22 protein-coding genes and 2 pseudogenes are annotated in these 23,951 nt (G+C 41.7%); 19 read left to right on the forward strand and 5 right to left on the reverse strand.

The annotated features are described in order from the left end of the window. The first annotated feature begins 1 nt into the window (after window position 1). From ACO1B7_RS10120 to ACO1B7_RS10190, 15 genes are all read left to right on the forward strand, one after another. Entirely contained in the window at window positions 2-739 is a 738-nt protein-coding gene (locus ACO1B7_RS10120; RefSeq protein ID WP_423090139.1) for a hypothetical protein, read from the forward strand. Between the two features lie 108 nt (window positions 740-847). Further along, window positions 848-991, forward strand: coding sequence for a zinc ribbon-containing protein (locus ACO1B7_RS10125; RefSeq protein WP_423090140.1), 144 nt, complete (start codon window positions 848-850; stop codon window positions 989-991). Between the two features lie 164 nt (window positions 992-1,155). After that, complete coding sequence (locus ACO1B7_RS10130) at window positions 1,156-1,377, forward strand: hypothetical protein (RefSeq protein ID WP_004732115.1); 222 nt, start codon at window positions 1,156-1,158, stop codon at window positions 1,375-1,377. A gap of 114 nt (window positions 1,378-1,491) precedes the next feature. After that, a complete protein-coding gene (locus tag ACO1B7_RS10135) occupies window positions 1,492-1,755 on the forward strand; it encodes a hypothetical protein (protein ID WP_114541035.1) in 264 nt (87 codons plus the stop codon). A gap of 531 nt (window positions 1,756-2,286) precedes the next feature. Beyond that, a complete protein-coding gene (locus tag ACO1B7_RS10140; protein WP_423090141.1) occupies window positions 2,287-2,535 on the forward strand; it encodes a DUF6868 family protein in 249 nt (82 codons plus the stop codon). A 122-nt stretch (window positions 2,536-2,657) separates the two neighbouring features. Continuing rightward, window positions 2,658-3,371, forward strand: coding sequence for an SIMPL domain-containing protein (locus tag ACO1B7_RS10145; RefSeq protein WP_005106159.1), 714 nt, complete (start codon window positions 2,658-2,660; stop codon window positions 3,369-3,371). 84 nt (window positions 3,372-3,455) lie between these two features. Beyond that, on the forward strand, window positions 3,456-4,121 hold the full coding sequence (locus ACO1B7_RS10150) for a pseudouridine synthase (RefSeq protein WP_005252715.1): 666 nt from the start codon (window positions 3,456-3,458) through the stop codon (window positions 4,119-4,121). Window positions 4,122-4,706: 585 nt separating this feature from the next. Continuing rightward, window positions 4,707-5,639, forward strand: a complete 933-nt coding sequence (locus ACO1B7_RS10155; protein ID WP_423090142.1) for an SNIPE associated domain-containing protein — start codon at window positions 4,707-4,709, stop codon at window positions 5,637-5,639. 261 nt (window positions 5,640-5,900) lie between these two features. Next, window positions 5,901-6,290 carry a ribonuclease E inhibitor RraB gene (locus ACO1B7_RS10160; protein ID WP_004281735.1) on the forward strand — a complete coding sequence of 130 codons (390 nt, stop codon included), beginning with the start codon at window positions 5,901-5,903 and terminating at the stop codon, window positions 6,288-6,290. A 239-nt stretch (window positions 6,291-6,529) separates the two neighbouring features. Then, window positions 6,530-6,976, forward strand: a complete 447-nt coding sequence (locus ACO1B7_RS10165; RefSeq protein ID WP_004732106.1) for an SRPBCC domain-containing protein — start codon at window positions 6,530-6,532, stop codon at window positions 6,974-6,976. A 124-nt stretch (window positions 6,977-7,100) separates the two neighbouring features. Then, on the forward strand, window positions 7,101-7,439 hold the full coding sequence (locus ACO1B7_RS10170) for a zinc ribbon domain-containing protein YjdM (RefSeq protein ID WP_005247934.1): 339 nt from the start codon (window positions 7,101-7,103) through the stop codon (window positions 7,437-7,439). A gap of 134 nt (window positions 7,440-7,573) precedes the next feature. Beyond that, window positions 7,574-7,936, forward strand: a complete 363-nt coding sequence (locus ACO1B7_RS10175; protein ID WP_129717772.1) for a 5-carboxymethyl-2-hydroxymuconate Delta-isomerase — start codon at window positions 7,574-7,576, stop codon at window positions 7,934-7,936. A gap of 427 nt (window positions 7,937-8,363) precedes the next feature. Further along, window positions 8,364-8,804: a YybH family protein gene (locus ACO1B7_RS10180; RefSeq protein WP_423090143.1), complete on the forward strand. Its 441-nt coding sequence runs from the start codon at window positions 8,364-8,366 to the stop codon at window positions 8,802-8,804. 121 nt (window positions 8,805-8,925) lie between these two features. Beyond that, a complete protein-coding gene (locus tag ACO1B7_RS10185) occupies window positions 8,926-11,364 on the forward strand; it encodes an AI-2E family transporter (protein ID WP_423090144.1) in 2,439 nt (812 codons plus the stop codon). Between the two features lie 3 nt (window positions 11,365-11,367). After that, window positions 11,368-12,426, forward strand: a complete 1,059-nt coding sequence (locus tag ACO1B7_RS10190; protein WP_423090145.1) for a DUF1176 domain-containing protein — start codon at window positions 11,368-11,370, stop codon at window positions 12,424-12,426. Between the two features lie 78 nt (window positions 12,427-12,504). Here the strand turns inward: ACO1B7_RS10190 and ACO1B7_RS10195 are convergent, their stop codons facing one another. Beyond that, a complete protein-coding gene (locus ACO1B7_RS10195) occupies window positions 12,505-13,272 on the reverse strand; it encodes a hydroxymethylpyrimidine/phosphomethylpyrimidine kinase (protein WP_423090316.1) in 768 nt (255 codons plus the stop codon). A 98-nt stretch (window positions 13,273-13,370) separates the two neighbouring features. Here ACO1B7_RS10195 and ACO1B7_RS10200 point away from each other — a divergent pair, with 98 nt between their 5' ends. After that, window positions 13,371-14,018 carry an HAD-IA family hydrolase gene (locus tag ACO1B7_RS10200; RefSeq protein ID WP_423090146.1) on the forward strand — a complete coding sequence of 216 codons (648 nt, stop codon included), beginning with the start codon at window positions 13,371-13,373 and terminating at the stop codon, window positions 14,016-14,018. A 148-nt stretch (window positions 14,019-14,166) separates the two neighbouring features. Here the strand turns inward: ACO1B7_RS10200 and ACO1B7_RS10205 are convergent, their stop codons facing one another. Together ACO1B7_RS10205 and ACO1B7_RS10210 are read right to left on the reverse strand one after the other, a co-directional pair. After that, window positions 14,167-14,682, reverse strand: coding sequence for a hypothetical protein (locus tag ACO1B7_RS10205; protein WP_004645901.1), 516 nt, complete (start codon window positions 14,680-14,682; stop codon window positions 14,167-14,169). Between the two features lie 24 nt (window positions 14,683-14,706). Then, window positions 14,707-15,315, reverse strand: a complete 609-nt coding sequence (locus tag ACO1B7_RS10210; RefSeq protein WP_004732088.1) for a DUF805 domain-containing protein — start codon at window positions 15,313-15,315, stop codon at window positions 14,707-14,709. Window positions 15,316-15,797: 482 nt separating this feature from the next. Between ACO1B7_RS10210 and ACO1B7_RS10215 the strand changes: the two are divergent. The 3 genes and pseudogenes from ACO1B7_RS10215 (at window position 15,798) to ACO1B7_RS10225 (ending at window position 22,177) form a co-directional block, all read left to right on the forward strand. Next, window positions 15,798-17,038: pseudogene (locus tag ACO1B7_RS10215) on the forward strand (carbohydrate porin). Window positions 17,039-17,208: 170 nt separating this feature from the next. Then, window positions 17,209-19,611, forward strand: coding sequence for a glucose/quinate/shikimate family membrane-bound PQQ-dependent dehydrogenase (locus ACO1B7_RS10220; protein ID WP_423090147.1), 2,403 nt, complete (start codon window positions 17,209-17,211; stop codon window positions 19,609-19,611). A 391-nt stretch (window positions 19,612-20,002) separates the two neighbouring features. Next, window positions 20,003-22,177, forward strand: coding sequence for a TonB-dependent receptor domain-containing protein (locus ACO1B7_RS10225; protein ID WP_423090148.1), 2,175 nt, complete (start codon window positions 20,003-20,005; stop codon window positions 22,175-22,177). A 109-nt stretch (window positions 22,178-22,286) separates the two neighbouring features. Here ACO1B7_RS10225 and ACO1B7_RS10230 read toward each other — a convergent pair. Continuing rightward, a pseudogene (locus tag ACO1B7_RS10230) lies at window positions 22,287-22,415 on the reverse strand (arsenical resistance protein ArsH); the annotation flags it as partial. 151 nt (window positions 22,416-22,566) lie between these two features. Beyond that, window positions 22,567-23,949: a coiled-coil domain-containing protein gene (locus ACO1B7_RS10240; protein WP_423090149.1), complete on the reverse strand. Its 1,383-nt coding sequence runs from the start codon at window positions 23,947-23,949 to the stop codon at window positions 22,567-22,569. Between the last annotated feature and the right edge of the window lie 2 nt (window positions 23,950-23,951).

Below are 23,951 nucleotides of genomic sequence, written 5' to 3' on the forward strand. Positions count from 1 at the left end.
TTTGGCTCAATTAGGGGCGCTTTGCATTTCAAATCTTTGTGCAACAAAGCCACATAGAACTAAAGAATGGTGTGAAAAGAATTTAAAATCAGATTTTCATATTGTGGTAAACGGTATAGCAGAACGACTAGTTCCTCAATATCATTTATTTGAAAACTCGAAAGAAATGAAGAGTAATCCTTACCTTTGTATACCTGAACATGCACATTATTATAATTTAATTGCAAAAATGAGTTGGTCATCGAAAGAAGATGAAATTTGTGATCCACAAACTCAAGCACTACTTCAAGTATTAAGCTCTCAAAGATTAGATTATTTGGCTAATATTAATGATAATGAAATAAAAATATTAAGAAAATCTGATGAGCATATTTTATTTAAAAATGATATGAGGACATTTATAAACTCACTAGGAAGTTCAAAAATTGAGGATATAAATTATATTGCTCGAGAATTTTCTGACTTTCTAAGTATAAGAACAAAACAACATATCAATGAGATAGAAGAGCTAAAAAGAAAATATAGAACTAAGCATTTTCAAACTTTACTATTAGCTGGAAGTACACTAGCTGTAAACTTTATACCTTTATTTGGGCAACTGTTATCTGTATTTGGAGTAGGGAGCGTGGGTGTTAAATACTTAAATGATAAATCAGAAGAGCAGTATGATTTAAGAAAAGCAAACTCAGCCTATATGGGGGTAATTGCTCTAGCAAAGCAAAGCAAAGGAATTAATTAACTTAAAACTTCGCCCAAACGACACTATCATTTACAAAAATGGACAATAGACATTCATCACCAGAGGGTTATACTAGACAGACCATTTCTAAAACCATGGAGAACAAAGATGGTTACTGCTGGCGAAAGACCCGGAACAGGCTTCTATTTTTGTGTTCAATGCGGACACCGCACCTACTTAGAAATTGGTACTGATCGTTTACCACCGTGTACCAAATGCCAAGGCAATCAATTTAACAATAAGAATGCCTAAGCAAAACAACTCAAACAGTTATCCTCTGTTTTGAATGAAAGCCCTATTACTCGATAGGGCTTTTTGCTATTTAAATATCCCTATTTATAGTTTAAGATTGATTGAAAAATAATCAATAAAACCCCATCTAAAACTCTAGATTCAAAGTATTTAGGGCAGCTCAATTGCAACATTATCTTGATCTTAATCACGACTCAGGTGTTGCCAATTACGAGATTGGTAACGAGTTTATTCGCGTTCAATTCAAGAAAACCTCGAAAGTTTACACTTATAGCTATAGCAGTGCCGGTTATCAGCATGTCGAAAACATGAAACAGCTCGCTCAATATGGCGATGGTCTGAATGCCTATATCAATCATCATACCCGACAGCTCTTTGTACGATAAAACTGGTCTGCTTCTTGCTTCAGTGAAAGTTCTAGAAGGCAAATATTTTTCTAAAGGATAAATATCTGCCTAGAAATAGTGCAAGTGCATATATTAAAAAGAGGGCTATCACCTATGGATATTCAACAGCACGCACCGGAGTCAGGAAATTTAGATAAAAAAGCCCATTTCTATTCTGCATGGCCACTGATCCTGATTCTTTTTGGGGGCGCGATTGGCTCGGTTTACGCTGTGATCGCTTATTTGCTTAATTTGAAAATTTATAGTTCTGAGTTGACTAGAATTAATAAGGTACTGGCTAATCTTCTGTGTGGGATGTCCGCGATTAGTGCCTGGTGGTTTAGTGCGCAATGGATTCAGGGAACATTCTTTCAATAAAACAGCAATCCTGTCCTGAATATAAATTGCAATAAAGTCTCATTTTGGCGAATAAAAAAGCATAAAAAATTGGAAATGGAATTTATTTCTCTATATGTGGGTTAATAATGAAATAAATTTTCAGATTTAATGCAAATTAAAAAAACATAGGAAATTAATCCCGTCCATCTTTACCTAATATAGCTTTCAAGGGTGTGATGGGATCGGAAAGAGTAGCATGCTGTGAGCGGCGCAAAACGCGAGTGCAGTACGAACCCAAAAGGTCTCGATTCGGCTTAGGACGCTATAGACCAAAAGTTTATAGGCTATAAGATCAGGTCTTACAAAGAATGATAGTTGAAGTAAACCATTGCGAGTTTTCCCAACACCCTAAAAAATTCTCCAGCAATATACGTAGAATTAAAAATTAAAATAAATATAAATCATAAATTTAAGAAAACTATTTATCCAAGCAGGATACAAATCCATCCTTCATTTATCAGCATGATCTGTTATTTTTTAAAGCATCAGCTGCCCCCTAGGGGAATCCTCATGAATCTTGATGTCTGGTGTCGTTTTTTACTGTTTTGCACACTCATCAATTATGTCATTCTCATGATCTGGTTCGTGGTCTATGTCTTTGCCCGAAACTGGATGAAGCAGGTGCATGGAAAATGGTTTCGGCTGTCAGATACCAGTTTTGATGTGATTCATTATTCGGGTATGGCGGTGTATAAAATTGGCATTCTGCTGTTTAACCTGACACCGTTAATTGCAATCTATCTGATGAGTCAAGGCTAAGTGCGGTGTTGTGATTAAATCTTCGAGTGATAAAAATAAGATCGAATTAGTATCATTTTATCGCTACTTGATAGCGTGGCAGGATCAATAAGAACGAAAAAAGATTTCAAAGGAGTTGAAGGATGAATCAATTCAAACCGGCCCTGATTTTAGGTGCCTTGATCGGCTTGGGAATGATTATTGCAGGATGGATTCTCGGCAATAGCGCGCTGAAAATTAAACAGTATGAACGTATAGTTTCGGTCAAAGGCTTGTCGGAACGCGAAGTCAAAGCCGATGTGGCGGTATGGCCAATCCGCTTTAATGCCGGCAGTCAGGATCTGGCCGAGTTGTACGATACCATGCAAACCAATACCCAGGAAATTCAGACCTTCTTAAAAAATGAAGGATTTAGCGCGGAAGAGATTACCAGTGCTTCACCGAGTATCACCGATAAATACGCGCAGCAATATGGCGGGGATGCCAATGTCGCGCTACGTTACACCGCCAGCCAGACCATCACCGTCTATACCCACAAAATAGATGCAGTGCGTGCGGCACAAAGTCGTCTGGTGGCCTTGGGCAGAAAAGGCATTGCCTTTGCCGGAGATGATTCCGGACAAAGAACGGAATATTTATTTACTAAGCTGAATGACATCAAGCCTGCGATGATTGAACAGGCCACCGAAAATGCGCGCAGTGTAGCGGAAAAATTTGCTGCAGATTCAAAAAGCAGTCTGGGCAAAATCAAGTCCGCCAATCAGGGGCTGTTTAGTATTGAAGATCGCGACAGCAATACGCCGTATTTGAAAAAAGTACGCGTGGTCTCGACGGTCGATTATTATCTGGCAGATTAAGCTGAGCTGGTCAAGCACGGTAATTGACAGCCTAGAAGCCGCTTGTTATTTTGCGCGCATTGTTCCAGATGCTGTACCCTTAAAATGCCCATCAATAACGACTTTGTCTATTGTCCACCGCAAGAACCGCTGCATATTGTTTATGAAGACGATGATCTGGTGGTGATTGAAAAGCCGGCCGGATTATTGTCAGTTCCAGGGCGTTTACCTGAGCATCATGACAGTGCCTATTTACGTGTGCTGGATAAATATCCGCAGGCCAAAATTACCCATCGTCTGGATATGGCCACTTCAGGTATTTTGATGTTTGCCAAACACCGCGATGCAGAAGTGGCGGTGAGTAAAATGTTTCAGGCACGCACGGTACTTAAAAATTATGTCGCGCTGGTACAAGGCAAACTCGAAGGTGAGGGCAGCGTCGAAGTGCCTTTGATTACCGACTGGGAAAACCGTCCGCGTCAGATGGTGCATTTTGAACTGGGCAAGGCTGCCAAAACCCTGTATCAGGCATTAGAATATCTACCTCAGCAAGACATTAGTCGGGTGTTACTGACCCCCATTACCGGCCGTTCCCACCAGCTTCGCGTCCATATGCTGCATATTGGTCATCCCATTACTGGCGACAAAATTTATCATCCTGAACCCCAGCGCAGTCCTTTAAATCGTATGGCCTTGCATGCCAGTTATCTGGCTTTTACCCAGCCTTTGAGTGGTGTCCCGGTCGAAATTAAGGCAGCCATACCGTTCTAATTTGATTCTGCTTAATAGTTAGATTCAACCGGACACATGCTTTTTAAGCTCATAAATATAATGAGGTTCAAGCCCTTAAACTGGGCAACCCGAATAAAAAGTGTGAGAATTTATTTCGATAGTAGCTTGGAGATGAGTAGCTTTACAAGCATGTTCAAATGAAATTTTCTACTGATCCATTGCCTGATCGGTTGTCACTACCGCACATAAATTTTTAATGTTCGGTTTATCTCTTGATGATGAGCCTAGAGAATTTTTATTCTTTTATCTCCCACTATAGGCCTGATGCCTTTATTTTTATGGTTTTTTAATTTTCCTTTCATTATTTTTAAACTTTCAAATTATATCCTTTGATATAAAAAATATCGTAAGTTGTTTCAGAATAGATTTGATTTGAGCCGGAAAGCAGTCTGTCCTACATGACTTTCACATAAAAATTTTGTAGAAAAATAAAATGAATGAATGACTTAGTGGTGATCAATGGCTTTGCTTATCTGGCTGAAGTGATGCAAAATCAATCATTACTTTATAATAAATTTTTAATTTGATGGTTTAGGGCGCTGCCCGGGGTTAAAGGAAAGAACGATGCTCAGTATGGCTCTCTTCGTTCTCGCGAGTATTTCAATATGTGCATTGCTATGGAGCTTGAAGGTACAGGCTTCATTACGCAGCAATATTCAGTTTTTACAGGAAAATCTGGATCATTCCCGCAGCAAATTGGCAGATTATGAAACTCAAGTTGATGAATTGAATTATGAAATCACCCAACTGCGGGTACAGAATGGCAGTTTAAACATTGCGCTGAATAAATATAAAAAATATCAGGATATCTGGGATATCGAGCAATATATTATTAACCGGACTTTGCAGGCCGAAAACTTTGTTGAAGCGACCAAGCTGGATGCTTCGATCATGATCGATGATCTCAAAGCCTATATCGCAAGAGTAAAAGATTATCTTGCCCAGTTTCAGGCGCAGGCCGTGGCCGAGGTTGAGCAGGAGGCCCGACAAAGTTTGCACGGTTATTATGAACAGGCCAAACAACAGCATCGCTTGCAAGAGGTATTGAGTGCTTTAGAGCATAAAATACAGGCCCAGCGCTTCGGCTTGCAGCTTCCCGCAACACAGGTTTTAGAGCAGCTGATTGAGGGTTATAGCGAAACGGATGCGGTTCGGCATTTACGCAATGTCCGTGACAGAATTCAACAGGCCATAGAAACACAGCAGGTGGCGAGCTGTAATTATGTCGACGACAATCGCCGTCGAAGTACTATTGAAATCCTTAGTCTGGCTTTCAACTGTAAGGCAGATTTATATCTCTCTCAATTAAGCACAGAAAATCTAGGCGAGATGCTGCAAGCCTTAAAGGATGATTATGTCTTGCTGAATTATACCGGGCAGGCACTGAGTCAGGCGATGATTCAAGAATCCTATCTTGATCTGCGTTTAGAGGAGCTCAAGTTCGCTGCACTGCTTTTGCAACTGAAACAGGATCATCTGCATTCACACATCGCGTAGATCATGACATTTATAGGTCTAGAAGATTTTTACCAGAGTATTCTGAAGGCCATAAGTTGTTTTAAATCCTGATATTTTTCAGGATTTTTGGTCTTAAGGAATCTTGACTATATTGATCCCCTTACTTATTTTTATATTTATAAAAATCATATGTTTATTTATGGTTAAAAGATAATATTTTTTGTCTGTATCTCGATAATTGTACAAAAATCAGCTAATCTTAAATGCAGAATAAAACAGCATCATAATAAGGATACTTCTATGTCACGTGATTACAATCAATTCCCTGACGATGAAAATGGCAATGTACTGTGGCAAATGCATCAGGATGGCGACGACTTGCAAGAAGCGCACGAAATTGAATTTTCGATTGCCTTTGCGGATGAAGCTCAGGCAGATCGCTGTGCCTTGCATCTATTAAAAGAAGAGCAAAAAATCAGCCTGTTTCAGGACGAAGAAAGCGATACCCTGGAATGGATCATCACGATTTATGTGTATATGGAACCTGCTTACGAAGATATCGTGGATCTGGAACAATGGTTCAGCAAAATCGCGGCACAATTTCAGGGTGAATATGATGGCTGGGGTTGCATGGCCTATGTCTATGATGATGAGCTGGATGACGAAGAGAGCAGCCTGCGTAGTAGCTAAGCATGCTTGTATTTAAAGCATTTAATATAAGAGACCCGGTGCTGCCGGGTTTTTTTATTGCTCTATTTAATCGTTATATGAAGATTTGAGCTGAATATAGATACATACTCATTATATATAGCCAGCTCAAAACTGGATAAAATAACTCGGATGAGTACTTAACTCAGGCTGATTTAGTCACAACAAATGCAGGGAATATCCCGCAATAAAAAAATAATAAGAACAAAGGACAAGAAAAAATGAGTTACACCTTAAAAATGCATCGTGTGTTCAGTGCACCACCGGAGCGGGTGTATCGTGCCTTTGTGCATCCGGATGCACTGGCCAAATGGCTGGCACCACATGGCTTTATTGCCAAAGTAGAACATGCGGAAGTTAAACCCGGCGGCAGCTATAAAACGACCTTTACCAATTTTTCTACCGGGACCCAGCATCATTTTCATGGTATTTATCATGAGGTCATTCCTAATCAGCTGCTGCGCTATACCGATCAGTTTTCTACCCCAGACTTGCAGGGTGAAATAGAGGTGACGATCATCTTTGAAAAAGTCTCAATCGGTACCGGTTTGCATATTATTCAGGTGGGTTATCCGGATGTGGTACCGCCAGCGGTGTGTCATTTGAGCTGGCAGGAATCACTACAACTCCTGTCTTTGCTGGTTAATCCGCAGATTTCAGACAATTAATTCCTTCGATCTCCTGTGTGGTTTTCATCTCAATGTTCTATTCATGAGTGCTCTAGACAAAGATGCTATACTGTGCGCTTATTTGTTTCATTTATTTTATTTTTCTCTTTTTTTCGAGGTTTTTATGGGTCTGCCAAACTGTCCAAAATGTCAATCTGAATATACCTATACAGATGGCGATCTACTGATCTGTCCTGAATGTGCACATGAGTGGAAAGAAGGTGAAGTCACTGAAGAACAAGTGATCATCAAGGATGCCAACGGCAATGTGCTGGCGGACGGTGATAGCGTCACGGTGATTAAAGACCTGAAAATCAAAGGTTCATCTTCAGTGGTGAAAGTGGGCACTAAAGTCAAAAGTATCCGTTTGTTGCCTGATGCTGCCGATGGGCATGATATCGATTGTAAAATCGAGGGGATCGGCCCGATGAAATTGAAATCCGAATATGTCAAGAAAGCTTAAATTTAGCCTTAGACTAAAATTCTGACGAGAGAATAATACGGTTGATTAATCGTATTATTCTCATTATTGCTGAAATTCGGGGCTGATCATTTTCCTGTCGCCTGATCCTCACATTTCGATTTGAGATCCCTTTAATGCCGCACCTGCATCTGGAATATTCTGACAATCTGCAACATATCGAGATCAAACCCTTATTGGTCGCGATTCATCAGGCACTTTTTAACGCCGGCCATGTCACCGATCCCAATGATTTAAAAAGTCGTGCGATTATGCAGCAGGATTATGTGATTGGACTGAATGTTGTTACAGATCAGGCCTATGTGCATGCTAAAGTTTCACTGTTGAGCGGGCGCAGTGTCGAAGTTCGTCAGGCAATTTCCGAATTGGTGCTCGACGTCATGCAGCAATATATTGCGGCCCAGCCAGACTTAAAAATACAGCTTTGTGTCGAAATCATTGAAATGCCAAAGCAGACTTATAGTAAAGCCATTATCTGAATGATGGCTTTTATCTGCTGATATCACATGGATCAAATGCCTTAAATTTTATCAATGCCGTACGAAATTTATAAACAGATCGACTTGGTCTGCAACAGCTCGCTATCCTATTCAGATCTAAAATTATTTCTATTTTTAAATGACGCTTTATGTCATTTACAGGCATGCGATAAAAGTTCTAAAGTAACTTTTAATTGCTGCTGATTTTTGAATCATCCAATCTAGAAACAGCATATTCATCCTGATTGAAATAAAAATAATTTAAAAAATAATCTTCAGGTGAGCTGTATCCAATCAGGCAGTGGGGAGAGCAAAGCGAGAATAACGCTTTAGCATAGGCAAAATAATAAGAACAAAAGATCAGAAATCGGGTGAGTTGATTGAATCCCAGATTTCAGGTTTGACTTGTCCGATTGAGGAAAATTTAATGCAGATTTTTGGGGATGAAGAATTGGCTCGGGAGGTCATGGTATTTCTTCAGGAATGGGATAATGCCATAGCCAGACTTGAAATTCAGGATATTGTTCAATTGTGTCGGCCAGAGATCCGTCTGGTCGATGTCAGTATGGAAGTTAAAGGTGTCGAAGCCTATCAGGCACTCTGGCAGCAATATCGGGCATTTATGCCGGAAGGAATACGTGTAGAGCGGCAGAATATGAACATTCATGTCACTTCTGATCTGGCTGTAGTCGATGGTTATGTCCGGGTGAATTATGCGGTGATTGAACCGATTTTTCAGTTGGGCTGGTGTCGGGTCAGTATGTGCCTGAGCAAGCAGCAAGGTAAATGGCAATTGTTACATCAACATACTTCAGTCCCTGTGCAACTCGAAACCCGGAAAATGCGCCGGATCAAAAGCGTCAGTTAATCCATTTACCTAAAAAGATTTAAGTGAAATATCTTTGCAAATGATTACAGGAATACCTTTGTAACAAAAATATAGAAAGTCCTAAATTATGTTGAAGGAATAATATTTTAGGACTTTTCAAGTGGATAACAACAAGGACAGTCAAGTAAAACCACAACAGGCTAACCTGCAACAACAGACTGAAGTATTGATGCCGGATCAGTCCGAGCGACAGCGCACCCACCATGCACTCAGAATGATGGCAGGCTTTGTAATTGCTGCTGTAGTCATGACGGCGTTGTATTTTGGTCGTGATATTTTTATTCCGCTGGCTTTGGCCATTCTGCTGGCATTTTTACTTTCTCCTCTGGTTTCCCGTTTAAAGCGATGGGGGTGTCCCCAATGGGCGGCGATTGGCCTGGTCATGTGCTTGACCTTGTCATTTCTGGGCGGTACTGCAACTTATCTGGGGGTGCAACTTGGCAAGCTGAGTCAGGAACTGCCGCAATATCAGGACACTATCCAGCAAAAACTGAAAATGCTCGAAAACTATCGTCAGGGACCGAGTATGTGGGACGGTGCGATCCAGACCTTTGACACAGTCGAAGATTCGATAGACACACCCGAACAGGAAACAGAAGACCCGAATGTGCAGAATGTCAAAGTGGTCGGTTTGGAACCAACGAGTGAAGAGGCTGCGCTGGACTGGTTGAGTAAAATCCTGAATCCGCTGGCGATTATCGGGATTGTGTTCCTGTTTATGGTATTGATTTTATTCAATGGCAAAGACCTGCACGACCGCTTTCTGAAACTCTTGGGCGGTAATCTGAATATCGGCACCGATGCGCTGGATGATGCCGGCAAAAGTATCGGAACCTATTTGCGCATGCAGCTGCTGGTCAATGTCACTTATGGCATTCCCATGGCGATTGGACTGTTATTGATTGGTGTGCCGGCAGCGATCATGTGGGGGCTGGTCGCGGTGGTTATGCGTTTTGTACCCTATGTTGGCCCGATCGTTTCAGCTATTTTCCCGATTACGCTGGCTTTCGCCGTTGATCCGGGCTGGGATATGGTGCTCTGGACTGTGGGCTTGATTCTGGTGCTGGAACTCATCAGCAATAACGTGATTGAACCGTGGCTCTATGGGGAAAGTACCGGCCTGTCTACCTTGGCAATTATTCTGACTGCTACGTTCTGGACCACCCTCTGGGGACCGGTAGGGCTGATCTTGTCGACGCCTTTGACTGCCTGCCTGCTGGTTTTGTCCAATTATGTACCGGCACTGGGTTTTGTCAAAACCTTGCTTGGCAGTACGCCAGTATTGTCACCCTCCGAACGCTTTTACCAGCGACTGGTGGCTGATGAAGTCAATGATGCAATGCAGGTAGCCAATGATTACATCTGTGCGCAATTACCGAAAAAGCCCAGTGCAGAGGAAGTGGCCCGTCGTGTACAGATGTTCTATGGTGAAGTAGCCATTCCAGCCATTCGGATTTATTCTCAAGGACATGATACTGATGTTACTGCTGAACACCGGTTGCGTCTTTATCAGGGCTTGCAGTTCTTTAATCATGCGTTTCAAAAAGCCTATCCGAGTAAGATGAGTGCCGAGCAGCCCGAAGTCTATTGCGTTGGTGCACGTTGGGAAATTGACACCCAGATTTCTGCCATGTTGGCACACGCGCTGAATCTCAAAAATATTGCTGCCCGAAATGATCCGGATGTGCTGATTCAATCGAGTGAATCAGGAAAGGGTATTGTACTGCCAGCTTCGATCAAGATTTTATGTGTGTCGATTTTTCATCATGCGCCTGCAGCACAGATCCGGTTGCTGAAATATAGACTGGCGCAGCAATATCCTGAGATGAAAATCATTTTTGCGACTTGGAGCGTGATGCAGCTGGAGCTTCTGGATGAACTGCAACAACGTTTTGAGCTGGAGGCACTGGTCAATAATGTCGATGATCTGATTCTGACTATCGAAACTTATACCTTGAATGAAGGCGAAAGCTGGTTTGAGAATCTGGAGATCAAGAATGAAAAAGAACGGCAGCAGGTTTTAAATGAATTGGGTTTATTGGATCACCGTCATCAGATCCTTTATAAACAATATATTGAAGAAGCCCGTCAGGCTTTTGATGTCGACTACGCACAAATTTCCTGGCTGGATCAGCACGAAATGTATATTCCAGTCAGTCCTTTTACTCAGGAACCTGTAGCAACCCGACAAATGTGTAAAGATTCAGTCTGCACCCATCTGCTTTATCAGAATGAGCCTTTGGTGATAGAAGACTTGCAGCGTGACCCTCGCTTTCCGCATCTGTCAGAGTTAAGACAGCATCATATCCGTTTCTATGCCGGTGTACCCTTAAAAGATAAAAATGAAATTGCGCTTGGGAGTCTGTGTCTGCTGGATAAACAACCGAGACAGATGCAGGCTGAAGATATGATTCTGCTTAAGGCTTTGGCGCAGGATTTAATGGCGACTTTGAGCAATGAGCGCAAGAAAAAAGATAAACAGAAGCAGATTGAGCAGATGCGGCCTGCCACCTCGGCAAGCGTTTTAAATAAGGACTAGATGATGAAACAAAAATGGATCTACAGCATCAAAATCATGAGTATCACATTTGGTCTAGCCAGTATCAGCTCATTAAGTCTGGCGGCCATTCAAGGACTGCATTTTTCACATAAAGACTGGGAAATTGCCTGTGATAATACTGGTACCTGCCGTGCTGCCGGTTATCAATCGGATCAAGATATTGATCAGCCGGTTTCGGTGCTATTAGAGCGTGCTGCTGGGACAAACAGTAGCATCAAAGCTCAGGTCCAGATTTTACCCTTAGCTGCTGCCACACCCACCAGACAGCTTCAGCTGCAAATTGCCAGCACACCTTATGGCGTGATTGGTCTGAATAGGGAGGGAATAGGGCAACTCAATAGCAGTCAAACGCGTGCCTTGCTGAAAGCGGTGCAGGGAACGAGTCCAGTGATATTTAAAAATGCGCAATCACGCTGGAACCTGTCGACCGCCGGCGTCAGTGCCGTTTTACTCAAGATGGATGAATTTCAGCGTCGACTTTCTACGCCCTCAGCCTTGATCAGGCCGGGGAAAAAATCCAATCAGGCTGTGCTTAAAGCCGCAGCGATACCGAAAATTCTGATCCCCAAATATCAGTCAGGCAAAGTCACTCAAGCGAAACTGAATACGGCAACAAGTCAGCAGATGATTCGAAAACTGCAAGCGACCACCAAGGAAGATCAATGTGATTTGCTGTTTAGCCAGCGTTTTCTGGATGATGATGTTATGACCATTTATCCCATTAATGCCCAGAATCAACTGATTCAGATTCCATGCTGGCGTGGGGCTTATAATATGGGTAGTGGCTTCTGGCTGATGGATCGAAACAAGCAATTTAAACAGTTGGTGACGACCTCGGGAGAAACATTTAACCAAGGCCAGATATTTTCCGGGCATAAAGTGCGTGGTTTGGGCGATTGTCTGAGTCAGAACGAATGGGCCTGGAATGGCAAGAAATTTGTCAAAAGCTTCAGTGGTCTGACCGTACAATGCAAAGGCTTCGCCGGTGGTGCCTGGAATTTACCGACCTATGTAAGCAAAATCATTTATCAGGCCAAATAGTATTGTTTAAAAAATAGCAGTGATAAAAAAGCCTGAATGACTCAGGCTTTTTTAGTTTTGATTTTAAGAAGTGTGATCTTAAAAACGCTTTGGAATTCTCTGGCCATTTGGAACAGGAATTTCAGCATTTTTTAATACCCCAAATAACCAGGTTTCAGCATGCTGTACCGCAGTTTTCAACTGATCACCCATGGCCAGACGTCCGGCAATGAAACTGGCCAGTGAACAGCCTGAACCATGATATTCACCTGGCAGACGTGGACAGCGAGTTTCGTTGACCAGCTCACCTGCGATATACAGGCTGTTCTGAATGTAATCTGGCGTATCTTCATGGCCACCTTTGACCAAAACTGCCTGTGCACCCATTTCAAATAATTTTTGAGTGGCCAGTTTGAGGTCTTGCTCACCCGTCAGGGCGCGTAGTTCAACCGTGTTCGGCGTTAAGATAGTGGCTAATGGAATCAACTGGGTAAATGCTTTGACCAGCGTTTCCTGATTACCCAGCGAACCGCCACTATTCGCGACCAAAACCGGATCCAGCACATAGAGATAATCTGGATGTGCAGCCAGAAACCCGGCCAGTGCTGCGATATTGTCTGTGGTGCCTAACATGCCAGATTTTACGCAACGAATGGGCAGGTCATTGACCACCGCATTGGCCTGTGCCAACAGCAATTCTCTGGAAGTGGCTTCGAAACCAAAAACCTGCTGTGAATTTTGAATAGTGAGGGCTGTGCAGGCAATTGCCGCATGTGCACCACTTTGACCAATGGCTTCAATATCTGCTTGAAGGCCGGCTCCACCTGAAGGGTCTAAACCGGAAAAGCAAAGTACGGTAGGGCGCAAAATGATGTCCTTCATTCACTAAAATTGCATTAGTATAGGCAAATTTGAATGAACTCTCGATATTAATTTATATCGGTACTAATGAGAGGGGATGGGCGGTGATTAAGAATATTTTAATTGATCTGGATGGGACATTAACCGACCCGAAAGTGGGGATTACCACGTCTGCGCGCTATGGTCTGGAAAAGATTGGTCATCCGATTAGTGACGAGGTCAATATCGACTGGATTATTGGTCCTCCCTTAAAAGCCTCGCTAGCCAAAATTTTACATGTTGAGGCCGATCATGTTCTGGCTGAGCAGGCCTTGATGGGTTATCGGGAGCGTTTTGCAGTCAAGGGACTTTATGAAAATCACGTTTTTGGCGGTGTAGCAGAAACACTGGCAGAACTGAAACGCCGTGGCTATCGCTTGTTTGTCGCTACAGCAAAACCGACAGTGTATGCTAAACAGATTCTGGAACATTTTGATCTGGCCCAATATTTTACCGACATTCATGGCAGTGAGCTGAATGGTGACCGAACCAATAAAGCCGAGCTGATTGAGTATATTTTAGCGCAACAACAGTTACAGGCCGATCAATGCATGATGGTGGGTGACCGTGAGCATGACATTTTTGGTGCCCGTCAAAATGGTATTGATACTATTGCGGTAAATTATGGTTATGGTAGTCAGGAAGAGTTAGCACTGGCACAGCCTAAATATCAAATAGACCGCTTTAATCAGTTGCTAGATTATTTTAAATAAACCCTAATTTTTGCTTATTTTATTTGAGCTGATTTTTAGAGATATTTTGTCTATAAGCTGCTACATCTATAGAGATCAACTCTCTTATTAGATTGTTATCTCAATAAAAATCCCGCAGCGTGCGGGATTTTTGCTCTTACAAGAACATTTAAAGCGTCAAAAACCAGGTCGATGCCAACACCACCATAATGATAATCACCAGTAAAATATTGATGATCGTCATTCGATGTTGGGGTGGAACTCTGGCTTTGGTCAGTGCATTTCCTGCATGGTCAAACAGGATGACATTTTGCACGCTACTTTCATAACCGAGTTCGAGTAACGCGCGCTTTTCAACTTCGGTTAAACCGTCTTCAGGCAGATCCATAATTTGCAGCAGTGCTATAGAGCTAAATAGTTTCTTCATCATTGACGATGGTAACAGCCGTTTCAGCGTCACCGCGGCTGCATCAAAGTCGGCAATAATACTCCGCGGATGGGCATAAGGCACATCGGGTAGCAGAGTATGCGTAATCGTGCCATCTATATTCATCAGCTGCATTTTATCTTTATAGATTTGCACCCATACAGCATCTGGAAATTTCACTAATTGATCTTGCAGCATGGAGAAAGTCTGATTTTGCTGATATTTAGTCATTAAATAATCGATAAACAAATCCCGCATCAAGACGGGATTTGTAAGGTTCGGTTATTTGGCAGGAGCACCATACTCATTGTTTTGTTGCTTGGTTTCAGTTGCCCACCACCAGATCAGTACCAGTATGCCAATCACGGTAAGCGTCAGTAATTGCCACCAACCAGAGCGTCCTACATCATGCAAGCGACGCGCGCCAACGGCCAGACTTGGGACTAGAAGTGCCAGATTAAGCAGGCTATTCACCAGCGGTTTAGTGCCTAAAACTGTATCAATTACCTCAGCAACAATGCCTAAAATTACACAAAACAGCATAAAGAACCAAAATTCTTTACGGCGTGCACGGCCGGAAAAGTTTGCATAGTTGGTCAGACATTTTACAAACCAGTCAATGCTGCTGTAATTTTCCTCGGCTTGATCCAGATTTGAATATTTGCCAAGCTGACTGGAAATTTTTTCTCCCAGATAAATAGAACTGCCTGAGGTTAAATAAACCTCAGATGCTTCACCCGCGGTATTGACGATAAAATCGACCCGATCACCGCGTGAAGGTGGACGCTCACTACGCCAGTCTGCGCCATTAAAGCTATAGCGCTGATTATCATCCCCCGAGATAAAACCGGTATTGTGTTGAATAGAAAAATCAAGGATTGAACCTTTCATGCTTGTTCTCGTCTATTAAGCTAGATTATTGTTTTAAAGCGACGCAATTTCTTATCAGAATAACTTTAGCATAATCTAATTTTTAAAAGTTTATGGTGAAATGACAATAATTTTTTCATGTTTTTAAAAGCCTTATCGCAATAGTGATTCAGTATTCAATCAACAAAAAATGTAGCGTTGCATGATTTGAAATGAAGAAAATTAAATAGTAATGGAGCTGATTTATCTCTGAATCTTTTATAAGAAATTAAAGCTAAATCTATCTGATGAATATCAAATTTTTCTTTGGAACTATGGTTTGATGTTGTTAAATTTAATATGATGATAAACAGATACTTATAAATTTTAAATTTACAAAAAGCATATAATAATACTAACAAATATAACATTTTATTCATACTTTTTATCTATTAGTAACGATTTTTTATAATCAACAGGCGTATAATAAAAAGCTTCATATTGTGATGAAGGTATCACATTCAATGTATCTCTCCCCATTATCGAAGGCCGTTTACCTTTGCTGTGCCTCTTTCATCTTAACCACGACCACTGTACATGCTGAAGCTGCTTTCAGTTCGGAAAGCCCGTGGATGCTCGGTGACTGGAACGGGCAACGTACAGCACTCCAAAATCAGGGCTATGATTTCAGTTTTGGTTATACCGGTGAAATGGCAACCTTGATCGATGCGCAAAGATCTTCAAACCATAAAACTGAATATGCGGACCAGTTTGTTTTGGGGCACATCTGGATCTGGCAAAAATTGCAGGCTGGCAAGACACCGAAGCACAAATAACAGTGACCCAGCGTAACGGTCAGTCACTGTCTCAAAGCGCTGCTGCTTTAAGTGGCCATCTGAGTTCAGTGCAAGAAGTCTGGGGCCGTGGTCAAACCTGGCGCCTGACTGATTTATGGATCAAGAAAAAATTCCTGGAACAAAAACTGGATGTGAAAGTCGGGCGCTTTGGTGAAGGCGAAGACTTCAACAGTTTTGACTGCGATTTTCAGAATCTGGCCCTATGCGGTTCACAAGTCGGGAACTGGGTCGGTGATCAGTGGTACAACTGGCCGGTAAGCCAATGGGCTGCACGGGTCAAATACAATATTAACCCTGAATTTTATGCCCAAGTCGGTGCTTATGAGTACAACCCTGAGAATCTGGAACGTGGTAAAGGGTTTAATCTGAGTACGGATGGTTCTAAAGGGGCAATGCTTCCTGCAGAAGTGGTTTGGACGCCTAAACTGGGTGAACAGAAACTACCGGGTGAATATCGTGCCGGTTATTACTACAGTACAGCGGATGCTGAAGTCATTTCCAATCCAGATCAAACAGATCACCACCACGGTGGCTGGATCGTTGCCAAGCAACAATTGACTGCACATGACGGAGATACTTCGCGTGGTTTGACCGGCTTTATAAATGCGACAGTGCATGACTCCAAAACCAATACCGTCAGCGATATGCAAAATATTGGACTGGTTTATAAGGGTGCAATGGATTCACGCCCTCAAGATGAAATCGCATTTGGTATTGCACGCATCAACATGAATGACGATGTCAGTGCTGACCATCATCAAGAAATCGATGCAGAAATTTATTATGGCTTACATGCCACCAACTGGCTCACTATTCGCCCGAATGTGCAATATGTGCGTCACGTCGGTGCGGACAAAGACGGTGAAAATGTATGGGTGGGCGGAATCAAGTTTAATACGTCATTTTAAAACATAGTTTTTAGTTGCAAATACACTATTGAATCTCTAGGTACTTTGTTGCAGTAATGGGCAATGCCTGCTTAAGACATTGATGTATTTATAACTCAGAATTTAACAATAAGGGTGCTCATGCCTGTCATGTGCATGGACTTTCAAAAAAACTTTTATAGGTGTTCAATATGAATACTTCATCATCAGGTTCGGTACTGAAAACGATTTTAGCGGTCATTGCCGCTGTTTTCGGTATAGGACTGCTGATTGGAGGGATTTATCTTGCAGTGCTGGGTGGGTCTTGGTACTACATCATTGCAGGTATTCTCTTTATTGCGACCGCAGTTCTCTTGTATAAACGAAAAAGTGCTGCACTCCTTGTTTATGCCATATTCGTTTTGGCGACAGTGGTGTGGGGGCTGTGGGAAGTCGGTTCAGATTTCTTTGCACTTGCGCCGCGTTTAGATATTTTAGGTCTGTTTGGTTTAGCCCTGCTGATTCCGGCTACCACACGTGGCTTTGATCATGCTAAAACCGCGAAAATTGCCTTGGGTGCTTCATTGGCCATTACCATCGCTGTCATGATTTATTCTGTATTTAATGACCCGCAAGAAATTCGCGGTGAATTAAAATCCCAGCAGCCTGCAGCCCCCCAGTCAATCCCCGGTGTAGCAGATGAAGACTGGCCGGCTTATGGCCGTACCCAGTCCGGTTTGCGTTATTCACCCTTAAAGCAGATTAATACTGAAAACGTCAAAGATTTGCAGGTGGCTTGGGAATATCACACGGGCGAATTCAAGACTGAAAATGACTCGGGTGAAACCACCAATCAGGTTACTCCAATCAAGGTGGGTGACAACATGTACATCTGTACCACTCACCAGAAATTGACTGCGCTTGATCCGGCAACTGGTAAGGCGAAATGGACTTATGATCCAAAGCTGAAAGCTGATCATACCTATCAGCATTTAACCTGCCGTGGCGTATCTTATTATGATGTCAACAATACGGCTGGTTTTGAAAGCAGTCTCGCTGCGAAAAAAAGCAGCTCTGCTGAATGTCCACAAAAAGTCATTTTACCGGTCAATGATGGGCGTCTGGTTGCGGTAAACGCAACCACCGGTAAAGTCTGCTCTGACTTTGGTAAAAATGGTGAAGTTGATCTGCAAAAAGATATGCCATTCCCATATCCGGGTGGTTATATTCCAACCTCACCGCCTGTAGTCACCGGCACCACCATTATTATTGCGGGTTCAACCACAGATAACTATTCAACTGAAGAACCGTCGGGTGTGATCCGTGGTTATGACGTGAATACCGGTGAACTGCTTTGGGTATTTGACACAGGCGCTGAAGATCCGAATTTGATTCCTGCACCGGGTCAAAAATTTGTACATAACTCTCCAAATGCTTGGGCACCTTTGGCCTATGATGCAGAGCTGGATATCGTCTACGTACCAACGGGTGTCGGCACACCGGATATTTACGGTGGTCACCGTACTGAACTGGACGAGCGTTATGCCAACTCGATGCTGGCCCTGAATGCGACGACCGGTAAGCTGGTATGGAACTTCCAGACTACCCATCACGATTTGTGGGATATGGACGTACCTTCACAGCCGACATTGACCGAGATTAAAGACAAAAACGGCAATATGGTTCCAGCCATTTATGTCTTGACCAAAACCGGGAATGCTTTTGTGCTGGATCGTCGTAATGGTAAAGCCATTGTACCGATTACCGAGAAACCAGTACCACAATCTGTGAAGCGTGGACCTCAAACCAAAGGCGAGTTCTATTCTAAAACTCAACCATTCTCTGATTTTAACCTAGCGCCACAAGAGAAATTGACCGATAAACAGATGTGGGGTGCGACCATGTTTGACCAGTTGGTCTGCCGTGTTGCGTTCCATAAACTGAATTACGATGGCATTTATACCCCACCTTCTGAAAATGGGACGCTGGTCTTCCCGGGTAACCTGGGTGTGTTTGAGTGGGGTGGTATGTCGGTGAATCCGGACCGTCAAATTGCATTAACCAACCCGATTGGCTTGCCATTTGTATCAAAACTGATTCCTCAAGATCCGAACCGTCCTAAGACGGCTAAAGGTGCAGGTACAGAAGCCGGCGTTCAACCGATGTATGGCGTGCCTTATGGTGTTGAAATCAGTGCGTTCCTGTCTCCATTTGGGCTGCCGTGTAAACAGCCATCATGGGGCTTTGTTGCAGGTGTGGACTTAAATACTCATGAAGTGGCCTGGAAACGCCGTATCGGTACCATTCGTGACAGTATGCCAGGCATTCCATTGCCGCCATTCAAAATGGGTGTGCCGATGCTGGGTGGACCTATTTCAACTGCGGGCAACGTGATGTTTGTGGGTGGAACTCAAGATAACTACATCCGTGCCATTAACGTGAACAACGGTGATGAACTATGGAAAGGTCGTCTACCTGCAGGTGGTCAGGCTACGCCAATGACCTATGAAGCCAATGGTAAGCAATATGTGGTCATTATGGCCGGTGGTCATGGTTCCTTTGGCACCAAAATGGGCGACTCTCTGGTGGCTTATGCCTTGCCAGACAATAAATAGTTGAACCTTTAATTAAGTATGAAGAAGCCTGATTCGTCAGGCTTTTTTATACGCTATTGTTGAATGCCTACATCGAGTTTTAAGGACACAGAGAAATGATGTTGATTTGTTTCTGAAAGCTCAATTTTATTCAGATCACATTAAAATAATATTCTTTGTATATGGCTGATTTTCAGTGCTATTCAGATAAAGGACTAATCAAGTCTGAATTTACCGAACACAGAATTTTAAGCTCAAAGTTTTTCTATCCATTGAGCGAACTATATGTCATCGAATCAGTACATTTATTTGGTATCGATGTTTAAAACAAAATGAATTGAATCATGAGATGTACGCCATCTCGATAAGGTATTTGCCGCATTAAACCACTTTCAAATAAGGCCTGTCATTTATGTATCAAAGCCCGAAACTTCCATTTGTGAGATCGACCTTGTCCTGCCTGATTGCTTGCGCAGGTCAGAATATTTATGCAGAAAATGACACACAAGAAGTCCAAAGGTTAGACACGATTGTCATTCAAGCGACCCGTACCGATCGGGAGCGATTGACCACACCGGCGTCAGTGTATTATCTGAATCAAGAACAAGATAACAGCATGAATGTGAACCTTTCGGAAACATTAAAAGGTGTTCCAGGATTACAGTTAAATAATCGTGAAAACTATGCCCAGGACCTGCAAATTTCGATGCGAGGCTTTGGCGCACGCTCCAGTTTCGGTGTGCGTGGTGTGCGTTTATATGTGGATGGAATCCCTGCAACGATGCCGGATGGGCAGGGACAAACCTCGAATATTGATTTGAACAGTCTGGACCATATTGAGGTTTTAGGTGGTGGATTTTCCTCGCTGTATGGCAACTCTTCCGGGGGGACGATTTTAACCACCACGCGAGAGGGGCAAGGCGCTGACTCAATTGAACTGGGGCATTCTGCAGGGAGCCAGAACAAAGGGCAGACCAAGTTGGTTTTGCAAGGTGGTTCAGAAAATGCCGATGAACCGGCTTATATAATCAGCTCGTCTTATTTTGATACCAATGGTTACCGTGACCACAGCAGTGCACATAAAGTTCTGAATAATGCCAAACTGACCTGGGATCTGGAAGATGGCAGTAAAATTAACTGGGTCAATAACTACGTTAAAATTGCAGCAAATGATCCGGGCGGTCTAGAGAGAAAGGATTGGGAAGCAAATCCTAAACAAGCAGTAAAAAATGTATTAGATTTCAATGCGCGCAAAGAAATTGAACAGGTTCAAACGGGTCTAACCTGGAATAAACCGATCAATAACCAGCATGAACTGTATGGTATGGCCTATTGGGGACAGCGTGAAGTTACACAATATCAGTCTATTCCGAAGTGTGCATATGTGAAAGATACGAATATTTGTATTCCTAGGACTATTCAGCAGGCAGCAAACCACCCGGGTGGTGTAATTGACTTTAACCGTAATTTTTATGGGACAGATTTACGCTGGACAGGCAAAGAAGTCTTACCAAACTTAAAACTCATTGCTGGTGTAGCGATTGACGGTATGACTGAAGAACGTTATGGCTATGAAAACTTTATCGGTGATACGCAATTTGGTGTAAAAGGTAAACTACGCCGTGATGAAGACAACACCTTATGGAATTTAGACCCTTATTTTCAAGCATCTTATGCCGTCACTGATACTGTAAATGTTGATGCGGGCTTACGTTACAGCAATGTACATTTTAAATCTAAAGACCATTATATTGTTGAAGCCGATGAGGAAAAAGATAGAAATGGTGATAACTCAGGAAAAACTGATTATCAAAAATTATTACCATCGCTTGCTTTAAGTTGGCAAATTGTTCCTGAACTTATGGCATATGCAAGCTATGCCCAAGGTTTTGAAACACCAACCTTTACTGAAATGGCATATCCTGCGGTTGAGAGTTCTACACCTTTTAACTTAAAAGCATCAGAAAGCGAAACATATGAAATTGGTTTGAAATCAGATAACACATTAGGACAATTTACCGCAGCCGTATTCTATACATTGACGGAAGATGACATCGTGCCTTTAAAAAATTATTACGGTAAATCGACGTTCCGTAATGCTGATCAGACTTTAAGACAGGGTGTAGAGTTATCTTGGAATAAAAATCTATGGCGTGACCTCACTGCACAGGCCAGCTATAGCTATATAGATGCTACTTTTGATGCTGACATTCCCGCAATCGGTACGGTTGCTGCTATTGCAGCCGGAAACTATATTCCGGGGATTGCCAAAAATCAGGCATTTTTAAGTCTGGGCTGGAAGCCTGAAAGTGGCTTACATGCAGGACTCGATGTGCGTTACTCCGATAAGATTTATGTGAATGACTTGAATTCGGATGCTGCACCAAGCTACACAGTCGCTGGTGCCAATGTAGGTTATCACTGGAAAATGCAAGATTGGGCGGTGAATACTTTTGCGCGTGTCGATAACCTGTTTGATAAAGATTATTCTGGTTCGGTGATTGTCAATGAAAGTAATAGCCGTTTCTTTGAGCCGGCAGAAGGGCGGAACTGGAGCGCTGGTCTGAGTGTGACAAAAGAATTTTAATTGAAATGGTTTATTGCTGCTAAATTTTCAAAATAAAAAATCCCGCTTTTTAAGCGTGATTTTTTAATATTTAAGTTTTGAAAAGTTGATCAGAGGATTTGAGATAAAACTAGAGCTTTTGCTGATTTACCCATTTCGATAATTCCTCGGCACTTTCCACCCGTTCAGAATATCGATCGGTGAGATCAGCAGACTGAACGCGGGTGAGGAGGGTGAACTTGTAAATTTCCTCCATCAGAAATTGTTTTAGATATTCTTTCTGCTCCGCAGCGCGCAGCGTTTAGCAAAGAAGACGGGGAAATGGTTATTGATGAAGCAGGGAAGAGATTAGGTAATAAAATCTAAAATACTTCCTTATAAATATATCCCGCTCTAGGAGCGGGATAATATTATTTTTTAAATTTTGCTAAATTACGTAGTTGAGATGGAATGTTGATACTTTGTCCCATATCTTCATTCTTTTCATTTTTTATAAATTCTTTATGGCGTTCAAATTCAGAATTAAAATATTCTCTAATTAATTGCATCTTGTGTTTTATGCGATGTTCTTGTTTTTCATTTTCTGGTAAATGTTGATATTCACTGTCTGCAACGTCTCTGGCAAGGACACTAATTTTTGATAAGCTTAATTCTTGTTGTTGTATCTCCATTAAGTGTCTAAGCATTTTGTATAGAAGCGCTACTAAAATTGAAACCATTGTGATTATAAGAAATGTTAAAGGTAAGCGTTGTATAAGTAATACATAGGCTTGTTCCAGTGTTTTGATACCTTCTGTTGATGAAAACTTTGTGATATTGGACCAAGCACAATAAAACAATATACTCAGCATAACTAATGGTATGGTACAAAGCCAATAATAAGTTCTTTTAGATTCACTGGTTCTTTGGTTAAAACCTATTAAGTTATCAGGTACTAAGTTCACTTCTGCCGCTAATTCCTCTTTTCTTAGTTTTAATTGAGTAAGTTCTTTATCCACCTCAATATTAATTTTTTTTAAACTTTCATTATTTTTGGTTAAACGTTCTAACTCAGAATTTTTTGCAGTAAGTTGAGACTCTAAAGTTTCTTTCTGGCTTTCCAGTTGTTGTATTGATGTTCGAAGATTAGTTTTACTTTCATCTAGTTCTTCAATTTTTTCACTTAGCTCTTCAATTAATGCTTCTTTTTCAGATATATATTGATCTGTTTCTTCTTTTTTTTGATTTAGTTCAGTTTTACCTTTTTGGAGCTGCGCTTTGAGTTCTTGAAATTCTTTTGTGAATTCAGCTCTGTCATCATATAGGGTTTTTAAATAACTTACTTCCTTATTAAAGGCTTCGAAATTTAAACCAAAAATCCAAAAATCTTTAATTTTTAAACTTTTTGATGAAAATAGATTATCCCTTTCGTATTTTATACTGATACTTGATACGGTATCATGAATAGCAAAAACTACTCGTCCTTTATCATTGACTTGAGATTTGAGAAGTTTTACTGAATCATTAGCTAGATTTGTATACCTAAGCTCAAATTTTCCTTCTCTGGCTGGATAAAAACCTATTGTATTAACATATATGAATTCATCAAAAAATATTTTTCCTGTCTGATTAGAAAGTTTATATTCATCAACTTCGTTTTTTAATAATTTAACTAATTGATTACTATTTTCAGTTTCAGTAGTAGCTAGATCTTTTGCTGTGTAAATCTGTATAAATAGATCTTCGCTAATTTCTTTAGTGTTAAGTTCGTCAACTTTATTATTTACCACTTCTATATCTATTTGTGTATTCATTG

It is taken from the genome of Acinetobacter lwoffii (assembly GCF_049367455.1).
GTDB classification, from domain to species: domain Bacteria; phylum Pseudomonadota; class Gammaproteobacteria; order Pseudomonadales; family Moraxellaceae; genus Acinetobacter; species Acinetobacter lwoffii_W.